General features: G+C 33.8%; 21 protein-coding genes and 1 tRNA gene. 20 read left to right on the top strand and 2 right to left on the bottom strand.

Annotated elements, in window-relative coordinates; translation table 11 throughout:
* Positions 1-159 precede the first annotated feature (159 nt).
* From gcvT to WKS98_RS01900, 14 genes are all read left to right on the top strand, one after another.
* Positions 160-1,254 (top strand): glycine cleavage system aminomethyltransferase GcvT, encoded by a 1,095-nt coding sequence (gene gcvT, locus WKS98_RS01965; protein WP_498916450.1) that lies wholly within the window; start codon positions 160-162, stop codon positions 1,252-1,254.
* A gap of 66 nt (positions 1,255-1,320) precedes the next feature.
* Positions 1,321-1,713 (top strand): glycine cleavage system protein GcvH, encoded by a 393-nt coding sequence (gene gcvH / locus WKS98_RS01960; RefSeq protein ID WP_498916449.1) that lies wholly within the window; start codon positions 1,321-1,323, stop codon positions 1,711-1,713.
* Between the two features lie 3 nt (positions 1,714-1,716).
* Positions 1,717-3,069 carry an aminomethyl-transferring glycine dehydrogenase subunit GcvPA gene (gene gcvPA / locus WKS98_RS01955; RefSeq protein ID WP_498916447.1) on the top strand — a complete coding sequence of 451 codons (1,353 nt, stop codon included), beginning with the start codon at positions 1,717-1,719 and terminating at the stop codon, positions 3,067-3,069.
* Complete coding sequence (gene gcvPB / locus WKS98_RS01950) at positions 3,069-4,541, top strand: aminomethyl-transferring glycine dehydrogenase subunit GcvPB (RefSeq protein ID WP_498916446.1); 1,473 nt, start codon at positions 3,069-3,071, stop codon at positions 4,539-4,541. The genes gcvPA and gcvPB overlap by 1 nt, the downstream gene beginning before the upstream one ends.
* Complete coding sequence (gene lpdA / locus WKS98_RS01945; RefSeq protein WP_498916444.1) at positions 4,534-5,931, top strand: dihydrolipoyl dehydrogenase; 1,398 nt, start codon at positions 4,534-4,536, stop codon at positions 5,929-5,931. The genes gcvPB and lpdA overlap by 8 nt, the downstream gene beginning before the upstream one ends.
* A gap of 129 nt (positions 5,932-6,060) precedes the next feature.
* Positions 6,061-7,083: a molybdopterin-binding protein gene (locus WKS98_RS01940; RefSeq protein WP_498916442.1), complete on the top strand. Its 1,023-nt coding sequence runs from the start codon at positions 6,061-6,063 to the stop codon at positions 7,081-7,083.
* The gene (locus tag WKS98_RS01935; RefSeq protein ID WP_498916440.1) at positions 7,083-7,676 is read left to right on the top strand and encodes a phosphatase PAP2 family protein; all 594 of its coding nucleotides are present in this window, start codon (positions 7,083-7,085) and stop codon (positions 7,674-7,676) included. Before WKS98_RS01940 ends, WKS98_RS01935 begins: the two co-directional genes overlap by 1 nt.
* Positions 7,673-8,293, top strand: coding sequence for a phosphatase PAP2 family protein (locus WKS98_RS01930; RefSeq protein WP_498916439.1), 621 nt, complete (start codon positions 7,673-7,675; stop codon positions 8,291-8,293). The genes WKS98_RS01935 and WKS98_RS01930 overlap by 4 nt, the downstream gene beginning before the upstream one ends.
* 14 nt (positions 8,294-8,307) lie before the next feature.
* Entirely contained in the window at positions 8,308-8,754 is a 447-nt protein-coding gene (locus tag WKS98_RS01925; RefSeq protein ID WP_498916437.1) for a GatB/YqeY domain-containing protein, read from the top strand.
* A 16-nt stretch (positions 8,755-8,770) separates the two neighbouring features.
* On the top strand, positions 8,771-9,592 hold the full coding sequence (cdaA, locus tag WKS98_RS01920) for a diadenylate cyclase CdaA (protein WP_498916436.1): 822 nt from the start codon (positions 8,771-8,773) through the stop codon (positions 9,590-9,592).
* On the top strand, positions 9,579-10,802 hold the full coding sequence (locus tag WKS98_RS01915) for a CdaR family protein (RefSeq protein ID WP_498916434.1): 1,224 nt from the start codon (positions 9,579-9,581) through the stop codon (positions 10,800-10,802). The genes cdaA and WKS98_RS01915 overlap by 14 nt, the downstream gene beginning before the upstream one ends.
* A 10-nt stretch (positions 10,803-10,812) precedes the next feature.
* Positions 10,813-12,156 (top strand): phosphoglucosamine mutase, encoded by a 1,344-nt coding sequence (glmM, locus tag WKS98_RS01910; RefSeq protein WP_498916432.1) that lies wholly within the window; start codon positions 10,813-10,815, stop codon positions 12,154-12,156.
* Positions 12,157-12,164: 8 nt separating this feature from the next.
* A complete protein-coding gene (locus WKS98_RS01905) occupies positions 12,165-12,995 on the top strand; it encodes a DegV family protein (protein ID WP_498916431.1) in 831 nt (276 codons plus the stop codon).
* Positions 12,986-13,669, top strand: a complete 684-nt coding sequence (locus tag WKS98_RS01900; RefSeq protein WP_498916430.1) for a 5'-methylthioadenosine/adenosylhomocysteine nucleosidase — start codon at positions 12,986-12,988, stop codon at positions 13,667-13,669. Before WKS98_RS01905 ends, WKS98_RS01900 begins: the two co-directional genes overlap by 10 nt.
* 43 nt (positions 13,670-13,712) lie before the next feature.
* On the opposite strand, the gene WKS98_RS01895 is transcribed toward WKS98_RS01900, so the two are convergent.
* Together WKS98_RS01895 and WKS98_RS01890 are read right to left on the bottom strand one after the other, a co-directional pair.
* Positions 13,713-14,324 carry a YczE/YyaS/YitT family protein gene (locus WKS98_RS01895; protein ID WP_498916428.1) on the bottom strand — a complete coding sequence of 204 codons (612 nt, stop codon included), beginning with the start codon at positions 14,322-14,324 and terminating at the stop codon, positions 13,713-13,715.
* Positions 14,325-14,333: 9 nt separating this feature from the next.
* Positions 14,334-15,020, bottom strand: coding sequence for an aspartate/glutamate racemase family protein (locus tag WKS98_RS01890; RefSeq protein WP_498916426.1), 687 nt, complete (start codon positions 15,018-15,020; stop codon positions 14,334-14,336).
* 202 nt (positions 15,021-15,222) lie between these two features.
* Between WKS98_RS01890 and WKS98_RS01885 the strand changes: the two genes are divergently transcribed.
* From WKS98_RS01885 to lon, 6 genes are all read left to right on the top strand, one after another.
* Positions 15,223-15,299, top strand: a tRNA-Pro gene (locus WKS98_RS01885).
* A gap of 272 nt (positions 15,300-15,571) precedes the next feature.
* On the top strand, positions 15,572-17,878 hold the full coding sequence (locus WKS98_RS01880) for an N-acetylmuramoyl-L-alanine amidase (protein WP_498916425.1): 2,307 nt from the start codon (positions 15,572-15,574) through the stop codon (positions 17,876-17,878).
* 107 nt (positions 17,879-17,985) lie between these two features.
* Entirely contained in the window at positions 17,986-19,284 is a 1,299-nt protein-coding gene (gene tig / locus WKS98_RS01875; RefSeq protein ID WP_498916423.1) for a trigger factor, read from the top strand.
* An 18-nt stretch (positions 19,285-19,302) separates the two neighbouring features.
* Positions 19,303-19,887 (top strand): ATP-dependent Clp endopeptidase proteolytic subunit ClpP, encoded by a 585-nt coding sequence (clpP, locus tag WKS98_RS01870; protein WP_498916422.1) that lies wholly within the window; start codon positions 19,303-19,305, stop codon positions 19,885-19,887.
* Between the two features lie 9 nt (positions 19,888-19,896).
* Positions 19,897-21,129, top strand: coding sequence for an ATP-dependent Clp protease ATP-binding subunit ClpX (clpX, locus tag WKS98_RS01865; protein WP_237036180.1), 1,233 nt, complete (start codon positions 19,897-19,899; stop codon positions 21,127-21,129).
* Between the two features lie 41 nt (positions 21,130-21,170).
* Positions 21,171-23,501, top strand: a complete 2,331-nt coding sequence (lon, locus tag WKS98_RS01860) for an endopeptidase La (protein ID WP_498916420.1) — start codon at positions 21,171-21,173, stop codon at positions 23,499-23,501.
* Positions 23,502-23,526 lie beyond the last annotated feature (25 nt).

The raw sequence follows: 23,526 nt of genomic DNA, 5'->3' as shown, positions 1-23,526 counted from the left end.
TAATGGGTATAAAGCGATATAAGGAATGGTGATATTTTAAAAAACTATAATTATTTATATTACTATCCCTATTAAGTTGTAAAAAACTTGATTTTAAACTATAATCATTATGAGGGTAGTTTCTTAAACTTTATTATGCTATTCTTAAGGAGGAATTAAATGAGCGCAAAAAAGACACCGTTATATGAAAAACATATTGAACTAGGTGGCAATGTTGTTGACTATGCAGGTTGGATGTTACCAGTAGACTACGTAGGTCTAAAGGAAGAACACAAGGCTGTAAGGGAAAATGTTGGTATTTTTGACGTATCTCATATGGGAGAGTTTGAAGTTAAGGGTAAAGATGCTCTTAAGTTCTTAAATTACGTTTTCACTAACGATTTTTCAAAAGCAGACGATTTCCAAATCACCTATACACTTATAGGTAATGAAAATGGTGGAATCATTGATGACTTGCTAGTGTACAAGTACAATGACGAACATTTCTTAGTTGTACCTAATGCAGCAAATACTCAAAAGGACTGGGATCATTTAAGCCCAATCGCTAAAAAGTACGACGTTGAAATCACAAATATCTCTGACGAAGTTGGAGAAATTGCAATTCAAGGTCCAAACTCTCAAAAGGTATTACAAAAAGTAGTTGACTACGATCTTGACAAGATTGAATATTATCATTTTGCTGATGACATTGATTTCAAAGGTCACAAACTTCTTATCTCCAGAACAGGATATACAGGAGAAGACGGATTCGAAATTTATACTACTAGAGAAGGAATCGTTGCTGTTTGGGATGCAATTCTAGAAGCAGGTAAAGAATTTGATATTCAACCATGTGGACTTGGATGTAGAGATACTCTAAGATTTGAAGCTTCAATGCCTCTATATGGAAATGAAATGGCAGATGACATTTCTCCATTAGAAGTAGGACTTAAATTCGCAGTTAAATTTGATAAAGACGACTTTATCGGAAAAGCTGCAATGCAAAAAGTTTTAGAAGAAGGACCAAAGAGAAAATTAGTTGGTCTTGAAGTTTTAGGCAAGAGACCTCCAAGACAAGGATATGAAATTGAAAAAGATGGAAAGAAGATAGGATATATAACTACAGGCTATCTATCACCAACTTTAAACAAGAGACTTGCAAATGCTTTAATTGACATCAAAGAAGCAGAAATAGGCAACGATTTAGAAGTTGTTGTAAGAAACAAAAAAGACCCAGCTAAAGTAATTAGCAGAAGATATTTAAAGAAGAAATAAATTAACTTTTAAAAGTTTATTTAAACTTTTTAAAATTATAAAAATCAAATTTATAGGAGGATTAAAATGGACGCAGAAATCAAAGTAGAAAAAGGATTATTATACACAAAGGATCATGAATGGGTAAGAGTAGACGGAGACGTTGCAGAAATCGGTATCTGTGACTTCGCACAAAACCACTTAGGTGACATCGTATACGTTGACCTACCAGACGAAGATGATGAATTTGACGCAGAAGATGAAATTGCATCAGTAGAATCAGTTAAGGCTGCTTCAGAAGTTATGGCCCCAATAGGTGGAACAGTTGTTGAAGTTAATGAAGACTTAGATGACGACCCAGCACTTCTAAACAAATCACCTTACGAAAACTGGATTTGCAAGATCAAAGTTGCTGACAAGGCAGAACTAGACAACTTAATGTCTGACGCAGAATACGAAGAATTTATTAAGGAGGCATAATTTATGTCTAAATATCCATATATCCCTAACACCGACAACGATGTTAGGGAAATGTTGGATGTCATAGGTGTTGACTCACTGGAAGATCTTTTCTCAGATATTCCTCACGAGTTAAGAGTAAAGGGCGAATTAGATTTGCCTAAGGCTAAATCTGAAGGGGAAGTACTTTCATATTTAAGTCGTTTAGCAAAGAAAAACAAAACAATTAACGACTTAACATGTTTCCTTGGAGGAGGAGCTTACGATCACTATATTCCTACTGTTATACATCACATTACAGGAAGATCTGAGTTTTATACAGCTTATACACCATACCAACCAGAAATAAGTCAAGGAACTCTTCAATATATCTTTGAATTCCAAACATTGATGACAAGACTTACAGGTATGGAATACTCAAACGCATCACTATATGACTCACAAACAGCAGTTGCAGAAGCTGCAATAATGACTGTATCAATGTCTAAGAAGAACAAGATAGCTGTTTCTGAAACAGTAGACCCACAAGCTATTAGAGTTCTTAAGACTTACGCACATGCAAGAGGGTATGAAGTAGTAATTATCCCTAGCAAAGATATGGTAACTGACTTAGACAAGGCGAAAGAGATAGTTGATGATTCGGTTGGTACTGTTATAATTCAAAGTCCAAACTTCTATGGTTACTTTGAAGACATGCCATCATTTGTTGAACTTGCTCATGAAAAGAAAAAGAGATATATCGTTCAATCCACATCTGCTCACGCACTTACAAACATGAAAAAGCCAGGAGAAATGGACGTGGATGTTGTAGTAGGCGAAGGACAAGGATTAGGTATTCCTCTAAGCTTTGGTGGACCTTATTTAGGACTTCTAGCTTTCAAAAAGGATTTCCTTAGAAAGATTCCAGGAAGAATAGTTGGAGAAACTACAGACCTTGACGGAAAGAGATCCTATGTATTGACACTTTCAGCAAGAGAGCAACATATAAAGAGAGAAAGAGCTACTTCAAATATCTGTTCTAACCAAGGACTTAACGTACTTGCAGCGACAGTATATATGTCAATCTTAGGAAAGAAGGGCATGAAGGAAGTTTCTGCTCAATGTATTGCTAAGTCTCACTATCTATTTGATGAACTTAAAAAGTTAGACGAAGTAAAAGTATTAACTGATAAACCTTTCTTCCAAGAATTCACAATAGGTTTTGATGCTTGCGATAAGGAAGTATTAGACAAATTAGAAGAAAATGGAATTTTAGGTGGTATCAGGCTTTCTAAGATAAACAAAGAATTAGGAAATGGTCTAATTATAGCTGTTTCTGAAAAGAGAACTAAGGAAGAAATGGATAAGTTCGTAAAAGTATTGAAGGAGGTACTATAATGTTAATAGATTATGATAAATTAATATTTGACCTATCTTCAGAAGGAAAAACTGGATACATGCTTCCAGAATCTGAATTCGATACAAAAGACTTATCTTCATATATTCCTGAAGAATATCTTGCAGAAAAAGAATTAGACTTCCCTGAAGTTAGTGAAGTGGATGTTATAAGACATTTCACTGCTCTTTCAACAAAGAACTATGGTGTCGACACAGGATTCTATCCATTAGGATCATGTACAATGAAGTACAATCCTAAGATAAATGAAGATGTTATCGCTATGGACGGATTTTTAAATATCCATCCATATCAACCAGAAGACACAGTACAAGGTGCTTTAGAGCTTATGTACAACGTTGCAACTGCTCTTACAGAAATTGCAGGTATGGACTACATGACATTACAACCAGCAGCAGGAGCTCATGGCGAAATTACAGGTGTTATGCTTATGAAGGCATATCATGAATCAAGAGGAGATAATCAAAGAAATAAGATAATCATCCCTGATTCAGCACATGGTACTAACCCTGCTACTGCAGCAATGGCTGGATACCAAACTATTGAAATAAAATCTAAACCAAACGGAATGGTTGACTTAGATCTATTAAAATCAGTAGTTGGCGATGACACTGCGGGTCTTATGATTACAAACCCTAATACATTGGGTATTTATGATGAAAATATTAAGAACATCACTGATATAGTTCATGAAGCTGGCGGGCTAGTTTACTATGACGGAGCTAATATGAACGCTATCATGGGATATAGTCAACCAGGAAAGATGGGCTTTGACATTTTACACTACAATGTTCACAAGACTTTCTCAACACCTCATGGTGGTGGAGGTCCAGGTGGTGGACCGGTTGGAGTTAAGAGCTTCTTAAAAGAATTCTTACCTACTCCAATTGTATCTAAGAAGGAAAATGGCGAATACTATCTAAACTACGACTTAGATAAATCATATGGCCAAATGAAAGGTTTCTACGGACACTTTGGAATCTTAGTAAGAACATACACTTATATTCTTACTTTAGGTTCTGACGGTCTTAAGTATGCAAGTGCTATAGCAGTTCTAAATGCTAACTATTTAGCTCAAAGACTAAAAGGCGCTTACAACTTACCAATCGATAGAATTTACAAACACGAATTTGTTTTAGCCGGTATTAAGGACGAAACTCATACTGTCACAACATTAGACGTTGCTAAGAGAATTCTTGATAAAGGATTCCATGCACCTACAGTTTACTTCCCATTAATTGTTCCAGAAGCAATGATGATTGAGCCAACTGAAAGTGAATCTAAACAAACACTAGATTCATTTATAGATGCGTTATTAGAAATAGCAAAAGAGTTAAAAGAAGATGTTAAAATCCTTAAAGAAGCTCCTCACAACACACCAGTGAGAAGACCGGATGAAACAAAAGCAGCAAAAGATTTAATATTAAAATTTGAAGGGGATTTGAATGCCTAAAATAGTAGTTATAGGCGCAGGACCTGGCGGATATGAAGCAGCCATTAGGGCTGCTCAGCTAGGTGCTGACGTTGTTTTAATAGAAAAAGGAAGAGCAGGGGGAACTTGCTTAAACATTGGATGTATACCAACAAAAACACTTTGGAAAATCGCTGAACTTTATGATCAAGTAAAGGAAGCTTCAACTTTCGGAATAAACTTGGAAAACCCAAGCATAGATATGAAAGCTGTAAGAGAAAGAAAAGATTATGTTGCGGATAGAATGAACCAAGGTGTTAATTTCTTAGTAGAATCATATCCAAATCTTGAATATATTCAAGGTACAGCTTCTTTCAAAGACGAAAAGACAGTTGTAGTTAAGAAAGAAGATGGTGAAGTTGAAGTTACTGGAGATAGCTTTATTATAGCTTCTGGCTCTATTGCACTAGTTCCAGGATTTGAAGGAGCTACTTTAGACGGAGTTTTAACATCAACAGAATTACTTGATTTAGATTACTTACCAAAGAGTCTTGTAGTAATAGGAACTGGAGTTATAGGTATGGAATTTGCTTCAATCTATAATTCATTTGGTACTGAAGTAACAGTACTAGGTACTGATGTACTTGCTGCAAGTGATGGAGAAATAACTAAGAGAATTCAATCCTTATTTAAACAAAAAGGAATGAATATAAGTAAAGGATATAGAGCAGAAAAGATTGAAAAGACTGAAAATGGTCTAAAAGTTATTGCTAAAAACAAAAAAGGTAAAGAACTTGAAGTCGAAGGAGAACTTGTTCTTTTGGCTATAGGAAGAATTCCTTACACTGAAGGTCTAAACCTTGAAAGCATAGGAGTTAAAACTGACAGAGGTGGAATAGTTACAACTGAAGGTTGCAAGACATCAGTTCCTAACATCTACGCAATCGGTGACTGTGTAGCTGGCAATAACCAATTAGCTCACGTAGCTTCAAACCAAGGTCTAAACCTTGTTGAAACATTAATGGGCAACAAGCCACACATAAACGAAGAAGTTGTTCCAGCAGCTACATTTACATTACCTGAAATAGCTCAAGTTGGTAAAACTGAAGAGCAATTAAAAGAAGAAGGAATTGAATACGATAAGTCTAAGTTCCTATTCTCAGGAAATGGTAAAGCTGTTTCAATGGGAGAAACTGATGGATTCGTAAAGATTCTTGCTACAAAGGATCACAAGAAAATTCTTGGAGTTCACGTATTTGGACCTCATGCCAATGACTTAGTTCACTATGGTGCAATAGCAATGGCAAATGATTTATCAGTAGCAGATCTAAATAAGACTATTTTTGCTCACCCAACATTATCAGAAACTTTCATGGAAGCTTCTCATGCAATGTTAGGTGCTTCAATTCACACTGCAAACTTAAACAAATAAACAGTGATTAGGGAAGTCTAGAAATAGGCTTCCTTTTTATATTTGAAAAAATATTTACATAAAATTGATAAAGTAATAAACTCTGTTTATTAAGAGAGTTTGTGATAAAATAGAAGTATAGGTGATAATATGAAAAAAATTAGAGTTGAAGATGCAATAGGATATGTAATTCCACATGATTTAACCAGAATTGTTAAAGGGGAATTCAAAGGTCCTGCATTTAAAAAAGGACATATAATTGAGGAGTCTGATATACCTGTACTTTTAAAAATGGGCAAAGAACACATCTATGTACTTGAAATAGAGGAAAATATGGTACATGAAGTTGAAGCTGCAGAAGTACTTGGAAGTATTTGTAAAGGCGATAACATGAGTCTTACAGGTGTTTCAGAGGGAAAGATTGGATTAAAGGCAGATATAGATGGATTCTTTCAAGTTGATAGAGATAGACTTTTAAAACTTAATATGATAGATGATGTGGCCATTGCTGTGAGACATGGAAATCTACCAGTAAAAAAGGGAGATAGCTTGGCAGGGGCTAGGGTAATTCCACTGCTTGTTGAAAAAAATGTCTTAGATAAAGCTGAGGTAATTTGGAATAAAGAACCAATTTTAAGCCTAAAACCATTCATAAAAAAGAATATTGGGATTATTACAACGGGATCTGAAGTATATCATGGTAGAATCAAAGATCAGTTTACACCTGTGATTAAAGAAAAAGTAGAAGCTTTTGGTTCCAAAGTGAAATTTCATAGAACATGTGATGATGATTTAAATCAGATTAAGAACACCATATTAGATGCTATCGATTCTGGATGTGATTTTGTTTTATGTACTGGGGGGATGTCTGTGGACCCAGATGACTTAACTCCTGGAGCGATTAAAGAAACTGGCGCAAACATAATTTCCTATGGTAGTCCAATGCTACCTGGGTCTATGTTTTTAGTTTCTTATTTAAAAGATATTCCTGTTTTAGGACTACCAGGTTGTGTAATGTTTATGAAGACGACGGTTTTTGATGTTATATTACCATTTATCATGTCAGACACTGAAGTTACTAAACAAATAATTGCAGAGCTTGGGTATGGTGGGTTTTGTTTGGGATGTGATGACTGTCACTATCCTAACTGTCAATATGGTAAGGGGATTTAATGAAAAAACAAGACAAAATTATTATATTTTTTGCCTTTGCATGGTTAATAACTTTGATTGTTTCTTTTAAGTTGAATATGAATTTTTTTAAAAATTATGACTATCATATACTAAGATTTATTAGAAACAACATTCATTTTATAAGTTTTTATAAGTTTATAACATTTTTTGGAAATACAACTACCTACTTTTACATCTTTATTCCCGTAGGAATATGGATGATTAGGAGAAAGAAAGGTAAGAAGTTTCTTTATATTTTAGCTGCAATTTTAATTGCAACTTTGATTATGGTGACAATAAAAAATACTGTAAGAAGGACTAGACCTATAGACTTCTTTGTTATTAATCAGGGTGGTTATAGCTTTCCAAGCGGTCACTCCATAGTTTCCGCAGCAACCTATTGGACTATTTATAGGATAAATGATTTAAAGAATACTTCGTATAAGGTGTTTTTAATTATTTTTCCACTATTAATAGGATTTAGTAGACTTGCATTGGGGGTACATTGGCCAACTGATGTAATAACAGGATTACTACTTGGCTATTCCATATCTTCAGTTGTAAAATATAGATATAAGAAGGTCTTAATATGATTAAAAATTTACCTACAACAATAACGGTGCTGCTTATTTTGACGGTACTTACAGTTGGTATAATTGGTAGAAGATCAAATGGTTTTAAACTTGATGTAAGAGTCAGAGATTTTTTAGTAGCTAATACATCAAAAAATATGAGAGAGATTATGGAGACTGTAACCAACTTGGCAAATGTGGATTCAATTTGGATTATGACGCTGCCAATTGTATTTTACTTGGTTTCAGAAATGAAATACGAAGCTGCATCAGCCATAATTCTTTCAATAATCACAGCTGTTATAGCAAGTCAAGGACTTAAAATTCTATTTAGAATTCATAGACCAGAAACTGCAAAAGAGTTTTATGACTTGGGTTATTCATTTCCAAGTGGTCACTCCACAGTTGGCATGAGCTACTATCTCACTATGGGATTTGTACTTTCCGACATGACTGGAGGAAGTCCCATTATTGTAATAGGGATGGGTATATTGGGAGTGATGATAGGATTTTCAAGACTTGTACTGGGAGTACATTGGTTCACCGATGTGGTTATTGGACTTTTACTTGGAGCCATTTGCTGTTATTGGGTAATATTTCTTTTCAGTACAGGCTATTATATTAAATTATTATTTTAAATTAGGGGGATATTATGAGTTTTTTAGACGGATTAAGAAAAGATAAGATGCAAGCATTGAAGAATAAAGATAAATTAAAGGTTAATGTTATAACATTACTTATGTCATCAATAGCATTGGAGGAAAAAGAATCTAAAAAGGTTTTAACTGACGATGAGGCTATTAAATTCGTTCAAAGGGAACTTAAACAACTTAAGGATACTTTGGCACAAACTCCAGAAGATAGAAAAGATATTATTGATGAAACAAACGCTAGAATTGAAATCGTTGAGTCCTACTTGCCAGAACAGGTATCCGAAGATGATATAGAAAAGGAAGTTAAAATGTTTATTGAACAAGAGGGCTTAGAGATTTCACCTAAGAGCAAGGGATTAATAATTAAACACGTTTTAGGAAAATATGGTTCACAAACCGATGGAAAGACTGTAAATGGTGTAGTTGACAAAGTTTTAAAAGCTTAGAAAGTAAAGGTGCATTATGGGGCAAGAGGCAAGTAGATTATTAGAAGCCATATCATATATAAGAATAAGAGATGTTATTGACATTATAATTGTAGCTTTAGCCATTTATAAGATATTTATTCTTATAAAGCAAACTAGAGCAGAGCAGTTAATGAAGGGTGTTTTAGCTATTTTCACATTTGCAATTATAAGCAAGCTTCTTAATCTATATACTGTAACATGGATACTTGGAAGAGCCATGACAGCAGGTCTAATACTCTTTATTGTTGTATTTCAACCTGAACTTAGAAGGATGCTTGAGTATATAGGAACAAGCAATATCTTTAGAAAGTCGTTTATAGACTTACAATATGAAACTATTAATCAAGTTACATCTGAAGTGGTTTCCGCAATGAGTTCTCTATCAAGACAAAAAATAGGAGCGCTTCTTGTGTTTGAAAATAAGACTGGATTGAATGAAGTTATTGAAACAGGAACAAAGTTAAATTCAGATATATCCAGTGAACTGTTGATAAATATATTTATTCCAAATACGCCTTTACATGATGGTGCTGTAATCATAAGAAAAGATAAAATTATTGCAGCCTCATGCTTCTTACCGATGTCTGATAGCCAAGCAATTTCAAAGGAGCTTGGAACAAGACATAGGGCTGCCCTTGGAATGTCTGAAAGGTCAGACTCTCTATCAGTAATAGTATCAGAAGAGACTGGAAGTATTTCCGTTGCAGAAAAAGGTGAACTAAAAAGATATGTGGATGAAGATACTTTAAAAGAAATTCTATTGAAGTTCTATAATTATGATAATGAAAAGAAAGGGGTTTTAGATGGAGAAGATTAAAGAAAACTGGCCATTCAAATTAATCTCTTTGATTTTCGCCATAGCACTTTGGTACTATGTTGTTTCAGAAACCAATCCTAACATAAAAAAAGAATACAAGGCTATTCCTGTAACTTACAAAAACGAAAGTGTTTTAAAGAAAAAGAACATGGCGATTATAGATCCCATAGACCCTGTGGTAAATGTTACGTTAGAGGGAAAGAGAAATATTATTTCAAGAGTGAGTAGAAATGATATTCTAGTTTATGCAGATATGAACGAAATGAACGAAGATGGAGAAGTTAGTTTAAACTTCTCAGTACCACAAGGGACTTCTATTATAGAAAAATCAGATTATAAGCTGACTTTGAAACTAGATGAAATAATGACTCTTGTAAAAAAAGTAGAAGTAAAGCGCATTGGAGAATTGCCGTCTGATAACACCACTGTTACAGATATAGAAGTGGTGCCAGGAGAGGTTAAGATAACGGACCAAAAGGAACTTATAGACAAAATCGCTAAAGTTGTTGTTCCGGTTGACTTGTCGGTTATAACTAAGGATACATCTATTTCTAAAAAGATTCAGATTCTTGACTCAAATGATACTGAAATTAGAGATTTAGATGCAGAAAATACAGATGTAACAGTAAATATTTTTGTGTCATCTACAAAACAAGTACCAATTAAAGTAAATTACAAAAATCAACCATTTGATTTTAAGTCAGAAGACTTAAAATTGAGTAAGAGTAAGATGACCATAATCGGACAAAGAGAAAAGCTAGATAAGATAAAAGAGATTAGTACAGAAACTTTAGACCTTTCAGATTTTATAAACAATACAACTAAAAATATAAAGATAGAATTTCCAGAAGGCATAGCGCCACTTTCAGCAGAAGATAAATTCATAGACGTAACCTATTCTTCAAATGTAGGAGAAGGAAAGCCTAGTAAATTATTTAATGTAAGCACTGAAAACATAGAAGTTATAAACAAAGCAAGTGGTAAAGCGTTAATTCTTCCTTCTGATTTATCTGAAGTATCCGTTAGGGTATTTGGTGATGAAAAAGTTGTAGAAGCCATAAGGCTTAAAGATTTCAAATTGCAAATAGATTTAAAAGATTTGGAAGATGGAGAACATGATGTTCCTATAATTATTAAGTTAGATGAAGAGGGAATAGATAGCACATTGGTGTATCCATCAACAATAAAAATTAAAATAGTTAATGAATAATGGAGGAAATATGGGTAGATATTTTGGAACAGATGGAATAAGAGGAGTTGCAAATAGTGAACTTACTCCAGAACTTGCGTATAAGCTTGCTAGAGCTTCCGCATATAGATTGGAAGAAGACAATAATAAGTTAATATTAATTGGAAAGGACACTAGAATTTCAGGCGACATGCTTGAAGCCGCACTAGTAGCAGGTTACACTTCCATGGGATTTGATGTAAAACTATTGGGAGTAATACCGACACCGGCAGTTGCCCATCTAGTTTTAGAGTATAATGCAGAAGCAGGTATAGTAATTTCTGCATCACATAACTCCTTTGAATTTAATGGAATTAAATACTTTGGTAGCGATGGATATAAATTGCCAGACGAAGTAGAAGATGACATTGAAGATTTAATAGACAACTATAAATCAATAGAAGAAAGGCCTATCGCCAAAGATTTAGGAAGGGTAATCTATGACCAAGAGTCTGCTATAAATTATAAAAACTACTTGGAAAAGTGTGCTTCATTAAAACTTGATGGATATAAAGTTGCACTTGACTGCGGAAATGGTGCAACATATAAAATAGCGCCTGAAATATTTAAAGAGCTTGGTGCAGAAGTAATAGCCATAAATACAGATCCTAACGGAATAAACATCAATGATAAATGTGGTTCCACTCACCCTGAAAAATTGCAAAAGTTAGTTGTAGAAAATAATTGCGACATTGGATTTGCATATGATGGTGATGGGGACAGATTAATAACTGTTGATGAAAAGGGAAATCTATTAGATGGAGATCACTTCTTAGCTATTTTATCAATGCACCTTAAAGAAAAAGGAAAGCTCGAAAATAATGGCGTTGTAGGAACTGTAATGACCAATATTGGTCTGGGAGAGTTCTGTGATAAACAAGATATAAATTTAATAAAGGCTTCTGTAGGGGATAGATATGTGCTAGAAAAAATGTTAAAAGAAGGCTACTGCATTGGTGGTGAGCAATCAGGACATATTATCTTTAAAGAGCATGCAACAACTGGAGACGGAATATTATCATCACTCTTATTGATGCAAGTTGTAGTAGAATCATCTAAAAAAGTATTTGAGTTAAATGATTTAATGACCACATACCCTCAAGTACTAGTTAATGCAAAAGTAAAGAATGAATTTAAAAAGTCTTACGAAACAGACGAGGAAATTCAAGAAGAGATAAAAAGAGTAGAGGCGATTTTTGAAGGACAGGGCAGAGTTCTTATAAGACCGTCAGGAACAGAACCTTTAGTTAGAGTTATGATAGAGGGAAAGGATTTAGAAATTTTAGAAAGAGAAGCCAATAAGATTGCTTTACTAATTGAATCTAAATTCTTCTAGGAGGTTTTATGACAAAGAGATTAATACTTGCGGATTCTGCATGTGATCTTAACGATAAAATAAAAAAGAGACTTAATATAGAATTAGTTCCATTTCACATAGACATAGACGGAGAAAGTATTTTAGATTCCCCTGATGTGGATAGAGAAAAGTTTCTAAAACAAATGGAAAAGACTTCTAAACCAATAGGTTCAGCAGCACCATCTCCAAACCAATTCATGGAGAAGTTCAAGGACTATGAAGAAATTTTCATTATAACAATATCAAAGAAACTAAGTGGAACATATAATAATGCAGTTCTTGCTAAGAATATGTTTGGAGAGAGTTCAAATGCAAAAGTTCATGTTTTTGATTCTAAGTCAGCGGGGTCTGGTGAAACAGCAGTTGCATTGAAGATTCAAGAACTGATAGAAGAAGAAAAAACTTTTGAAGATATAGTTAAAGATACAGAAAAATTTATTTCAGAGTTAAAAACTTATTTTATCCTAGACAACTTTGATAACTTAATCAAAAATGGAAGGATGTCAATGCTTACAGGAAAAATAGCAAAGTTTTTATCCTTCAAACCTGTTATGCATGGTGTGGATGGTGAAATAGAAGTATATGCAAAGACAAGGGGATATTTAAATGCATTAAAGGAACTTTACAGTGCAATATCCAACGAATCTAATTTAAATGAGAGAAATTTTGTTATTTCACATTGTAAATCCTTAGATATGACCAAAAAAATAAAAAACCATATTGATCACAATTTTAAAAACAAGAGCATTAACATTGTAGATACAGGTCTTTTAACTTCCGTCTATGCAAACCTTGGTGGAGTTATTGTATGCTTTTAGAAAATAAAAATATTGGGATTATTTGCGCAATGGAGTCTGAATTAAAATTCTTTTTAGATAGAGTTGAAATAAAAAGTACTTCAAAAATATGTAAGAGAAAAATATACGAAGGTATTTATCTTGGTAAGAATATTTACTTTACTGACTGTGGAGTTGGAAAAGTAAATGCAGCAATGCTAACTCAGGGTATAATAGATAAATATAGTCCAAGCATAGTTATAAATTCAGGAATTGCAGGAGCATTAGACAAAAGACTTAAACATCTTGATTTAGTTGTGGCAAATGAACTTACCTACCATGACTATGAGCTAAGACTTTTAAAAAAATATTCTCCATTTGTAAGTTCTTTTAAAGTTGATAAAGATATTCTTTTAAAATTTGAAGAACTTTTAAAAGGGGATTCATACTATGAAGGTCTTATAATCACGGGGGATAAGTTTGTAGTTGATGACAAATCAAAAAACGAATTAAAAAATAATTTTGATGCTCTATGCGTTGAGATGGAAGGAGCGAGCATAGCACATGTTTGCTACTTAAATGACACTAAGTTTTTAGTTATTAGATCCATCTCCGACTTAGCGGATAGCTCTGGAGATAACGACTATGATGAATTTGAATTTATTGCAGGGAAAAGAGCTGCAGAGCTAACATTAAAATTCATAGAAGAGATATAAAATAACCTCTAATGATTCTTCTAAAAAGAAGAATGGTTAGAGGTTAAAACTTTTTATATTTTAATATTATTTCATACCAAAAGTCGATTAACGGTCCTGTAAAAAACGCAGATATAATTGTACCTACACCAATTGGGCCGCTAAATAAAAAAGCCACAAGAGTAAAGGTGGTGTCTTGTATAACCCTAAGCACTCTATACTTAAGACCGGTCTTTTCTTCGATTAATAAAGTCAGTCCATCATAGGGAGCAACACCTAGTCCGGAAATAATATAAACGCTTATTCCAAGTGCAAAGATGGAACAGCCTAAAATCAAAGTAATAGCTTTGAAAAACAAATTTGATTGGTACACCGTAAGGCCATTAAGTAAGCCTGTAAAGAATTCAACACTATAACCAATCATCACCATACTTATAACAGTACCAAGCCCAAGAAACTTTCTTCCAAACAAAAGTAATACAACAAGCATGATTATATTCATAAGTAGTTGAAAATTTCCAAGTGTTATATGAAAGGCGCCTCCAACTCCGATATTAAAAGCCGTAAATGGATCTACGCCAACATTACCAATATTTAAAATGGCCACTCCAAAACTTAGTATAAAAACTCCAACTACAGAAAACAAAGTATTATAAATTAATTTTTTCTTTTTCATAACAACCTCTTATTCCATAGACTTCTCAATGCACTTCTTAGTTAAAACATCCATTGCATCAATATAATGAAGACTTGAATCTAAAAACTTTAAACAACTTAACTCTGTGCAGGCAAGTATGGGCATGATGTCCTTTTCGTTTAAATCCCTGATTAGTTTTTCAAACTCATCGGACTGAATCATTGCATCTTCCTTAACCCTATAAATAGTTTGCATTGAAAGTTCTTTTTCCATTTCAGATAGCAAATATGACTCAAGTTCATATTTACTTATATATCTTTCATACACTTTTGAATTCAAAGTTCCATAGGTTCCAAGAACAGCAATTTTATTAAAATTAGTTTCATTTGCAATATAGAGAACAGTCTCTTCAACCATGTTAATAATATTTATATCTGTCATCTTTTTAAAATCATCAATAAAAAAATGGCTAGTGTTGCAAGGGATAGCAATATTATCCACCTTTAGATGATTCATTATTTCAAAATCTTTATTTATTGCATCAAGAAAAACATCATAATTCTTTTCTTCAATTACTTTAGTCCTATCAGGAAGAGAAGCGTGATTTAATATTACCATGTCTATATGATCTTGATCTTTATGGGCATCAGTATTTTCAACAATTCTTTCATAAAATCTAACAGTGGCAAGGGGACCCATGCCACCAATAATACCTAATTTTTTTATTTTTAACACCAACTTTCTTAACAAGATTATTATATATAATCTTTAGAGGCTTGGCAATTTTTTAAAATGTAGTATAATAAGGGCAGTGCCAAAATAATATTACTTGCTTTTTAAGCTAATTTAAAATTTTTTAAAAATATTTCAAAAAAAGCTTGCAAAAAAAATTTGTTGGTGCTATACTATAATAGTCGTTGAAAAAGAAACGACATTTCGGGGTGTAGCGCAGTCCGGTAGCGCACGTGGTTTGGGACCATGGGGCCGGGGGTTCAAATCCTCTCACCCCGACCATAAAGACGTCTGATTTATCAGGCGTTTTTTTATTGCCTATTTTCACCTAGGAAAGTGTTTAATCACCCTGCGGGAAAATAAAATTAATTATCAATTTATTAAAGATAAAATAAAGAAATAAAATCAAAACATAGCGAACATAAGGTTAAATGTTACAAAAAAGTTACAAAATATAAAAAAATTTGGTAAAATCGGCCTATAAATTGGAATAGTTTTCATCTTTAAGATATAATTCTATTAGATTTGGGAGGAAAAAAGGAGAGAGAAAAAGAATGAGCAAAAAAATTGTTAGAAAAATTTCTTTATTGATGGCTTTAACTATAATGCTTACTACTTTGTTTTTCGGTAATGCATTAGTTTCTAAGTCACTAGCTAGTGAAGCAGTAAATATAAGCAGTATAGAAGGGGTTAAAAACATACCTCTATATATTAAAGACAGTAGACTTGGAAGCATCAATGGGAACACAAAGGTAACTTTTAAAAACGAAGATGGTACCATTAGGGAATTTAATTCAAGTTTCGATGAAGATTTAGGTCTTTATTATCTAGAACTTAACTTTGATACTTCTGGACATTGGAAGCTTGTTAATGAAAATATTCCTAGTAACATAAATGCAGAAGATTTTTCTGTTAATATCTATGAAAACTTAAATGAAATGACAGGATTTTCTGGAGGATATGTTTCAACAGAAAATTTGGAAAATAATTCTTCAATAATTGGCGAAAAGCTAGAAGATTTAATTTCAAAATTAATTGGATATGATAGCACAGGTAATTATACTGATGTTAAACTAAGTTTTTCTGGACAGGCAAATGCAACAATAAATGTATTTAATAATGGAATGTCTTCATCAATAACAGTTCCAGAAAATACAAACCTACCTGCAGGAAGATACAATGTTAAAGTTCAAGCAGGTTCTTTTATAAAAGATGTTACTATAAATTTATTATCAGATTATAGCAACATAGAAGATCTAGAAAACATTGAATCAGTAAGTACACTAAGCGGAGAATCATCTCTATCAGCTACTGTTTCAGCGGATAGACTATCAGGCATAAGTAGATATGAAACTGCTGTTGCAATATCTAAGAACCAGTTTTCTAGTTCAAAATATGTAGTTCTTGCAAATGGACAAGCTCCTAATGATATATTAGTTGCTTCAAGTCTTGCAGGAAATTTAAATGCGCCTATATTAATTACTGATAGAAATTCCTTAAATGCTTCAACAAAGGCAGAAATACAAAGACTTAATTCAAGCAATATCATAGTAATCGGAGGAAATTCAAAAATTTCTTCAGCTGTTACAAATTCATTGAAATCAATGGGTAAAAATGTTGAAGTTATCAATGGATCATCAGATGCTGATATGTCTGTTAAAGTTGCAAATAAAGCAATGGAATTTAAATCAGCAAATACAGTTATACTGTCAAGTGAAAAGGGTTTACCAGACTCATTATCAGCTTCAGCACTAGCAGCAAAAAATGGATATCCAATAATCTACACAGGAAAAAATGCAATTTCAGGAGTTGCAAAGGGCTTTATAAAAAATGGAAAGATCTCTAATGTCATAATTGTTGGTGGAGACCAAACTATAAGTAATGGAGTTTTAAACTCAGTTAAATCCATGGGAAAATCTGTGAGTAGAGTTTATGGAAGATCAAGATATGACACTTCACTTGCAATTGCAAAGAATTACTTTAACAATAGTTCAACAGTGGGACTTGCTACTGGAGCAGAATTTGTAGACAGTTTGACTTCAGGACCTGTAAGTGGATTGAATAATCAAGCAATCCTACTTGTTAGCAATAACACATTATCTTCAGGAATAAAGGATTATATTAAGAGCACCGGTGCAAAGAGTGTATACCTATATGGTGGAACATCTTGGCTTTCTGAAGGCTTTAGAGGAGAAGTATTAAAATATTTAAATCAAATTCACAACATTTCTCAAACACAAAATGTGGCAACTAAACCTAGACCTACAAAGCCTAGAAGTGGAAAGGTTAGAATTTTATTAGACCCAGGTCATGGAGCAGGATCAAGACATAACAGAGGTTATGTTGGACCTAAGTGGAAGAACGAAGGAGATGGAAACTATTACTATTCACTTCTTCTAGCAAAAGAATTAAGAGCATATGGAATTGAAGTAGGTACTACAAGGGACAATATCTATAAGGATCCAAGTCTTCAAGCAAGGGGACAAATGGCAAGGGGATATGACCTATTTATATCTCTTCATACCAACGCCTTTAAAGGTCAGACAAGTGGTGTAGAAATATATGAAGATGTTAATGATGGAGCTCCTGCGCTTACAGCAGCTTTAAGTAGAACTATTTCTGAAACACTAGATATTCCAAATAGAGGAGTTAAGCATAGATATTATGGAGATAATGACTCTGGAGTTAATCCTAAAGCAAATTATTATGGAGTGCTAAGGGCAAATGGAGCAACTGCCGGTATGTTAATCGAACATTGCTACCACGACTACGAAAGTGATGTTTTGAAATATGAAGCAAGGGCAGAACAACTTGCTAAAAACATGGCAAGAACTATTGCAAAATATTATGGCTTAATTTAAAATAATTAGTGAAATGGGCTACCTGAGGTAGCCTTTTTTATGCAAATTTTAAGAAAATATGATATACTAAAACAATGTTGATATTTTAATTATAATGGAGGAATATAATGAGCGCAGTATTAGTAAGTAAAGAAAAAAACAGAGCGGTTTTCACTGTAGAACTTCCGGGAGAAAAGCTAGAAGAAGCAATACAAAAAGCTTATTTAAAAAATAAAAGTAGATTTTCAATTCCTGGCTTTAGAAAGGGACATGTTCCAAGAAAAATTATCGAAATGAACTATGGAGTTGAAATCTTCTATGAAGACGCAGTAAATATTTTACTGCCAGATGCATATGAAGAAGCTATTGAAGAACTTGATTTAGACCCAGTGGCACAACCAGAAGTAGATGTGGATGAAATCGAAAAGGGTGGCCCTGTTAAGTTTAAATTTGAAGTAGATGTAAGACCAGAAGTTGAACTTGGTGACTATTCAAAACTAGAAGCAGAAGTAAACAAATATGAAGTTACTGATGAAGACATTATGAGAGAAATAAATAGAGAGCTTGACCAAAACTCAAGAATAATCTCTGTTGAAGACAGAGCAGTTAAAGACGGAGACATTGTAAATATTGACTTTGTTGGTAAGCTTGACGGTGAAGAGTTCCCAGGTGGAGACGCTAAGGGATACGACTTAGTTATAGGTTCAGGTGCATTCATTCCAGGCTTTGAAGAACAAATAATTGGAAAAGAAATTGGGCAAGAGTTTAATGTTGATGTAGTATTCCCAGAAGACTATCATGAAGAAAGCCTTGCGGGAAAGAATGTTATATTTGAAGTTAAACTAAACTCTATTCAAGAAAAAGAATTACCTGAGTTAGATGATGAATTTGTAAAAGACATTTCAGAATTTGACACATTAGAAGAATACAAAAACAATGTAAAGATAGATCTTGAACAAGAACTAAAAAAACAAGCTGAGGTTGAAAAGGAAAATAAGGCAGTAGAAGCTCTTATTGACGTTATGACCGTTGACATTCCAGAGTCTATGATAGACATGGAAGTACAAAGAGAGTACCAAAACTTCCTTTACAGAGTTCAAGGCATGGGAATTACTCTAGACCAATACTTTGCAATTGCAAACTCTGACGAAGAAAAGACAAAAGGAGATCTTAGACCTGCTTCTGAAAAGAAGCTTAAAGGAGAACTTGCTTTAGATGAATTTATTGTAAAAGAAAATATTGATGCAACAGAAGAAGAAATAGACAAAGAAATTGCTGAACTTGCAGAACAATACGAATTAAAAGATGTAGATTCATTTAAAGAAACTTTAAAAGAGTCAGGAGATTTAGACTTTATAACAGATGCCGTTAAGAGAAGAAAAGCCTTAGAAAAACTAGTTGAGATGGTAAAATTTAAAGAAGCTTAAATAGTTAGGAGGTATTTTATGACTTTAGTACCTATGGTAGTTGAACAAACTAATAGGGGTGAAAGATCTTACGATATATATTCCAGACTTTTAAAGGATAGAATAATCTTTGTAAGTGGTGAAATAAATAACCAAATGGCAGATTTAATCGTTGCCCAATTGTTATTCTTGGAATCTGAAGATCCGAACAAGGACATTCAGATGTATATAAACTCACCAGGAGGATCAGTTAGTGCGGGATTTGCAATATACGACACTATGCAATATGTAAAATGTGATGTAAATACAATTTGCATTGGTATGGCAGCAAGTATGGGAGCTTTTTTACTTGCAGCAGGAGAAAAGGGAAAGAGATTTGCACTTCCAAACTCAGATATAATGATTCACCAACCTCTTGGAGGAGCCCAAGGACAAGCGGAAGATATTAGAATACATGCTGAAAAGATTATTAAGATTAGACAGAAGTTGAATCAAATTTTATCTGAAAGAACGGGACAACCACTTGAAGTTATTGAGAGGGATACCGATAGAGATAAATTCTTAGAAGCACAAGAAGCAAAGGAATATGGATTAATTGACAAGGTAATAGAAAAGTCAAATTAAGGGGGTCATATGACAAAAAAAGAGGAAAATAGAATTAGTTGCTCTTTCTGTGGAAAAACCTCCGATGAAGTCAATAGATTAATTGCAGGACCAAATGTCTTCATCTGCGATGAATGTATTAAACTATGTAATGACATAATAGATGAAGAGTTTAGAACTGCACAGAAAAAAGAGTTAAAAGAGAGTAAGTTTTACAAGCCGGCTGAGATAAAGTCCGTTTTAGATGACTATGTTATACAACAGGATCAGGGCAAGAGGGCCTTGGCAGTTGCAGTATACAATCACTATAAAAGGCTTAACAGTAATTTAGACGACTCCGATGTAGAACTACAAAAGTCCAATATATTATTAATTGGACCTACGGGTTCAGGAAAGACTCTCTTAGCTCAGACACTGGCAAAAACTTTGGAAGTGCCATTTGCCATAGCAGATGCAACTTCACTAACAGAAGCTGGATATGTGGGGGAAGATGTTGAAAATATAATACTAAAACTCGTACAAGCAGCTGATTACGATATTGAGAGGGCTGAAAGAGGTATTATATATGTGGATGAAATCGACAAGATTTCAAAAAAATCTGCAAACCCTTCAATCACTAGAGACGTTAGTGGCGAAGGAGTTCAACAGGCCCTTCTAAAGATTATTGAAGGAACAATTGCCAATGTTCCACCACAAGGTGGAAGAAAACACCCTAACCAAGAATATATCGAAGTGGACACTTCAAATATCCTATTTATTTTTGGTGGTGCATTTGACGGTGTTGAAAAAATTGTTGAAAAGAGAAAGGAAACTAAGTCCATTGGATTTGGGGCCGACACCCTTGGAAGGCATGGCAAAAAGATAAATGAACTTCTTAAGGAAGTAAAACAGGAAGATTTACTAAAATACGGTCTTATTCCCGAACTTATAGGTAGAATTCCTCTAATAGTAACTTTAGATGAACTTGACGTTGATTCACTGGTTAAGATACTATGTGAACCAAAGAATGCAATAGTTAAGCAATATCAAAAGTTATTTGAAATGGATGGAGTTGAGTTAGAGTTTACAGACGAAAGTTTAAGAGCAATAGCTCAAAAGGCCTATGACAGGAAAACCGGAGCTAGGGGACTGAGATCTATAATAGAAGAACTATTACTTGATTTGATGTTTGAAATACCTTCAATGAAAAACATTAAAAAGGTAATAATTGAAGAAAAAACTGTAGTTGATGATGAAAAACCAACTTTAGTATATAATGAATAAAAGGCTCACTTTAGTGAGCCTGTTTTTATGAGAGGTAAGATATGGATAAAGAGAAAAACAATTCCCTTGAAAAGATAATTCCGGTAATACCTTTAAGAGGAGTTTCCGTTTATCCTCACACAATAATGCATTTTGATGTGGGAAGGGAAAAATCAATAAATGCTTTAAATACATCCTTATTAAATGACGAAAGGATTTTGCTTGTACCACAAATTGAAGCTATTGAGGAAAATCCAAAGTTTGAAGACCTTTATGACTATGGAGTGGTTTCTCAAATAAAACAGACCTTAAAGCTTCCCGGTGGCAACACTAGAGTTCTAGTTGAAGGAGAATCTAGATGCAAGGTCCTTGAGTTAGCAAATAGGGATAATTACATTGTAGCAAGGGTTGAAATAATAGAGGAAGAAGAAATAAAAAATCCTACAGAGGAGATGGAAGTTTTAAGAAGACTTCTTTTAAAAGATGTAAATGAATATGTTAGTAACAATCCACTAATAACACAAGAGATGGTTCTTCCTTTAATGGAGATAAATGATCCAATTCTTTTAACAGATACAATTAGTTCCTATTTGGATTTAAAGACTGAAGACTATTACACACTATTAAAAGAAGTGGACATAGTAAAAAGACTAAAATCCCTACATGAAATCTTCTTAAAAGAGATAGAGTACCTAAGAATTGAAGAAGAGATTAACAAAAAAGTAAATGTTCAGATAAACAAGTCGCAAAGAGAATACTTTTTAAAAGAACAGCTTACTGCAATTAGAGAAGAACTTGGAGAAGAGGAAGACGAGTCCCTTGTTGATAACTACATCAAGAAGATAAAAAGACTTAAGTTGGATAAGGACTCACAAAAACATCTTCTTAAAGAAGCCAATAGACTAAAGACAATGTCCATGGGAAGTCCCGAGATAAATGTCATTCAGTCATACCTAGATGAAGTATTGTCACTTCCATGGAAAAAAGCTTCCAAGGAAAGTTACGATATAAAAAAGGCCAGAACAATATTAGACGAAGACCACTACGGACTTAATGATGTAAAGGAAAGAATTTTAGAATATATCGCCGTAAGAAAACTTACGGAAGGACTAAAGGGACCAATACTTTGCTTTGTAGGCCCTCCAGGAGTTGGTAAGACATCCATAGTAAAATCAATTGCAAATGCAACCAACAGAGAATTTGTAAGCATGAGGCTTGGTGGAGTTAGAGATGAAGCGGAGATAAGAGGCCATAGAAAAACCTATATCGGAGCAATGCCAGGAAAGATTATTAAGCTACTTGAAAAAGCAGATACTAAAAATCCTGTGTTCTTGCTTGACGAAATAGACAAGCTTTCTTCAGATTTCAGAGGAGACCCAGCTTCGGCATTACTGGAAGTTTTGGATCCTGCACAAAATGACAGCTTCATAGACAACTATATTGAGATTCCATTTGACTTGTCCAAGGTTATTTTTATTACAACTGCAAATTCACTTAACACAATTCCAGCAGCCCTTCTGGATAGAATGGAAGTTATAAGAATTGCAGGTTATACTGAGTTTGAAAAGTTCAATATAGCTAAGAAGTATTTAGTGCCTAAGCAAATAAAAGAACATGGTTTAAAAGAAGAACAATTTAGTATTTCAGATGCTAGCATAAGAAAGATTATACTAAACTACACTAGAGAGTCAGGAGTTAGAAATCTAGAGAGATTAATATCAAAGGCCGTTAGAAGAGCCGTTGTTGAAATAGTTGAAAACGAAAAAGAGTCAATAAAAATAGATGGCAGAAACCTTGAAAAGTATATCGGGCACGAAAAGATTATTGATGACGACATTCCAAAACAAGACATGGTAGGCGTTGTAAATGGATTGGCATGGACTTCCGTTGGTGGAGAAATCCTTACAATCGAAGCAAATGTCATGAAGGGAAGTGGCAAATTAAAGCTAACTGGAATGTTAGGGGATGTTATGAAGGAGTCGGCACAGGCTGCGGTTTCATATATTAGAAGCAATCAAGAAGCCCTTGGCATTGAAGGTGAATTTTATAAAGACAAGGACATTCACCTACACTTCCCAGAGGGGGCAGTGCCAAAGGACGGACCTTCAGCAGGTATTTCCATAACAACAGCTTTAGTTTCAGCCCTAAGCGGAAAGAAGGTTGACCATGAACTTGCCATGACAGGTGAAATTACCCTTAGGGGAAGAGTTTTACCAATTGGTGGAGTCAAAGAAAAGGTACTTGCAGCAAATAGATACTCTATGAAGAGGGTTTTATTACCGCTGGGAAATAAAAAGGACCTTGATGAAATACCGGAAAATGTTAAGAAGAATATTGAAATTAAATTTGTTGAAACTATTGACGAAGTATTGGAGTTAGCTTTAATAAAGTAATATCTGTTTATAAACTTGTAGATAG

This window comes from Lagierella sp. ICN-221743 (genome assembly GCF_037890055.1).
Classification (GTDB): Bacteria; Bacillota; Clostridia; order Tissierellales; family Peptoniphilaceae; genus Mediannikoviicoccus.
The sequence above is the reverse complement of the archived record's forward strand: the minus strand, read 5'-3'. Positions and strand labels throughout refer to the sequence as shown.